The sequence below is a fragment of the Gemmata algarum genome, from assembly GCF_034097035.1.
In the GTDB taxonomy this organism is placed as follows: Bacteria; Planctomycetota; Planctomycetia; order Gemmatales; family Gemmataceae; genus Gemmata; species Gemmata algarum.
The window spans coordinates 1-3,023 of record NZ_JAXBLV010000048.1 but is presented as its reverse complement, the minus strand read 5'-3'; the positions used below and the strand labels follow the sequence as shown (position 1 = coordinate 3,023).

Annotated in this window: 2 rRNA genes; both read right to left on the bottom strand. The window is 57.9% G+C overall.

What is annotated here, in order from left to right:
- Positions 1–3: 3 nt before the first annotated feature.
- Positions 4–111, bottom strand: a 5S ribosomal RNA gene (rrf, locus tag R5W23_RS06310).
- A 100-nt stretch (positions 112–211) separates the two neighbouring features.
- Positions 212–2,963, bottom strand: a 23S ribosomal RNA gene (locus R5W23_RS06305).
- Positions 2,964–3,023: the final 60 nt, after the last annotated feature.

The window sequence follows — 3,023 nt, the reverse complement described above, 5'->3', positions numbered from 1 at the left end:
ATTAGCCGGCGATACCTACTCTCGCGCTGGACGCACTACCATCGGCCTCAAACGTTTCACGGCCGTGTTCGGAATGGGAACGGGTGTTTCCGTTTGGGTATGGTCACCGGCATGGTTCGTGTCGGGTTACCCCGACGGTGTATCAGTACAACGTGGTGAAGCGTTAAGTCGCATCGCGTGTGTCCGGGACACGGGCGGTGGAGTGGGGAGTGCGGCCAAGCGTTCGGCTGTTAGTACCGGTTGGCTGAGTGTGTTGCCACACGTACACGCCCGGCCTATCGACCTCGTGGTCTACGAGGAGCCTTCGCTCGCGCGGGATACCTGATCTAGGGGGAAGTTTCACGCTTATATGCCTTCAGCGTTTATCCCGTCCACACGTGACTACCCAGCGGTGCGGCTAGCGCCACAACTGGAACATCAGCGGTGTGTCCCTCCCAGTCCTCTCGTACTAGGGAGAAAGCCCCGCAAGTATCCTCCGCCCACAGCAGATAGGGACCGACCTGTCTCACGACGGTCTAAACCCAGCTCACGTACCACTTTCATCGGCGAACAGCCGAACCCTTGGGAGCTTCTCCACCCCCAGGATGTGATGAGCCGACATCGAGGTGCCAAACCTCCTCGCCGCTATGAACGCTCAGAGGAGATAAGCCTGTTATCCCCGGAGTACCTTTTATCTGTTGAGCGATGGCCCTTCCATCCGGGACCACCGGATCACTAAGGCCGACTTTCGTCCCTGCTCGCCCCATCGGGCTCGCAGTCAAGCACCCTTCTACCTTTACGCTCGATGCCCGATTGCCAACCGGGCTGAGGGTACCGTTGCACTCCTCCGTTACCGTTTGGGAGGAGATCGCCCCAATCAAACTGCCCACTTAGCACGGTCCCCGTCGTTCCACACGACGGGTTAGAATTCAAACACAGCAAGGGTGGTGTTTCATCGCCGGCTCCCCATGCACCGAGATGCACGGCTCATAGCCTCCCACCTACGCTACGCATGCTGGGTCTAAACCCAATACCAAGCTGCAGTTAAGGTTCACGGGGTCTTTCCGTCTAGCTGCGGGTATGTCGCATCTTCACGACAACTACAATTTCACCGAGTCGCTCGTGGAGACAGTGTTCCGGTCGTTACGCCATTCATGCAGGTCGGAACTTACCCGACAAGGAACTTCGCTACCTTAGGACCGTCATAGTTACGGCCGCCGTTTACTGGAGCTTCGGTTGCGAGCTTCACCTTACGGCTAACCCTCTCCCTTAACTTACCAGCACCGGGCAGGCGTCAGTCTGTATACCGCGGCTTACGCCTTCGCACAGACCTGTGTTTTTAGTAAACAGTCGCCAGAACCTTTTCACTGCGGCCCACTCGCGTGGGCAACCCTTTTCCCGAAGTTACGGGTTTAACTTGCAGAGTTCCTTCACGAGCGTTCTCTCGAGCGCCTGAGAATATTCATCTCGCCTACCTGTGTCGGTTTTAGTACGGTTTCTCGCGCGGTTTTCTCGGCCGGCACGCGGTGGATATCGGGATCATAAGCGCCCTGAGGCAATCTAATTAGCCTACACCACCTTGCACCGGCGTCCCGTGTTACGCGAGGAGCGCAGGAATATTAACCTGCTCCCCATCGGCTACGCCTTTCGGCCTCGCCTTAGGCACCGGCTAACCCTGGGCGGATTTACCTTCCCCAGGAACCCTTAGGCTTACGGCGAACGGGATTCTCACCCGTTTTATCGTCTACTCATTCCGGCATAATCACTTGCGTGCGCTCCACGGATCGTTACCCGTACCGCTTCGCCGCACACGCAACGCTCTCCTACCGTGCATTACTGCACCCGCCGCTTCGGTGTCGTGCTTGAGTCCCGTTCATTATCGGCGCAGGGCTCCTCGACCAGTCCGCTATTACGCGTTGTTTAAATGGTGGCTGCTTCTAAGCCAACATCCTGGCTGTCTCCGGAGCCCAACTTCCTTTCGCACTGAGCACGACTCTGGGACCTTAGCGGGCGATCTGGGCTGTTCCCCTCTCGACGATGAAGATTATCCCCCACCGTCTAGCTGCCCGGACTTGTACAGTGGTATTCGGAGTTTGGCTGCGACGGGTAGCCGGGTAGGCCCCCGTTCGCAATCAGTCGCTCTACCCCCACCGCCAACGATCCGAACGCTAACCCTAAAGTTATTTCGGAGAGAACGAGCTATCTCCACGTTTGATTAGACTTTCACTCCCCCACACAGCTCATCCCATCGGTTTTCAACCCAAATGAGTTCGGTCCTCCATGGGGTTGTACCCCCACTTCATCCTGGCCATGCGTAGGTCACGTGGTTTCGCGTCTACCGCACCCAACTTGACGCCCGTTTAAGACTCGCTTTCGCTTCGGCTCCGGACCATAGGCCCTTAACCTCGCTGGTTACGGTAAGTCGCCGGATCATTATGCAAAAGGCACACCGTCACCCCGTCTCGCGACATGGGGCTCCGATCGCTTGTAGGCATGTGGTTTCAGGTTCAGTGTCCTCCCCTTGTCGGGGTTCTTCCCATCGTTCGCTCGCGCTACTCTACGCTATCGGTCACCAGGGAGTATTTAGCCTTGCGGGATGGACCCCGCCGCTTCGGACTCACTTTCACGTGTTGAGTCCTACTCAGGATACCACTCGGCCGTCATCCCAGTCGCTTACGGGACTTTCACCCCCTGCGGCGCGTCATTCCAGACGCTTCAGCTTGGAACTCCGGATCCTAAACGTGGTCCTACAACCCCGGGGTGTTACCCCCGGTTTGGGCTCCTCCGCGTTCGCTCGCCGCTACTGACGGAATCGAGGTTTCTTTCTCCTCCTACAGGTACTGAGATGTTTCAGTTCCCTGCGTTCGCTCGGGCATTCCGGGATCAAAGTTCGTTTGACAACTCCCCCGGACTTTTCGCAGTCTTCCACGCCCTTTCGCCTCCTGGTGCCAAGACATCCCCCACACGCCCTTACTAGCTTGGCCGCACTGCCCAGACCACCGCACCCGCCGGCAAGCGGGCACCGTCGGTCGAGCATCACCACT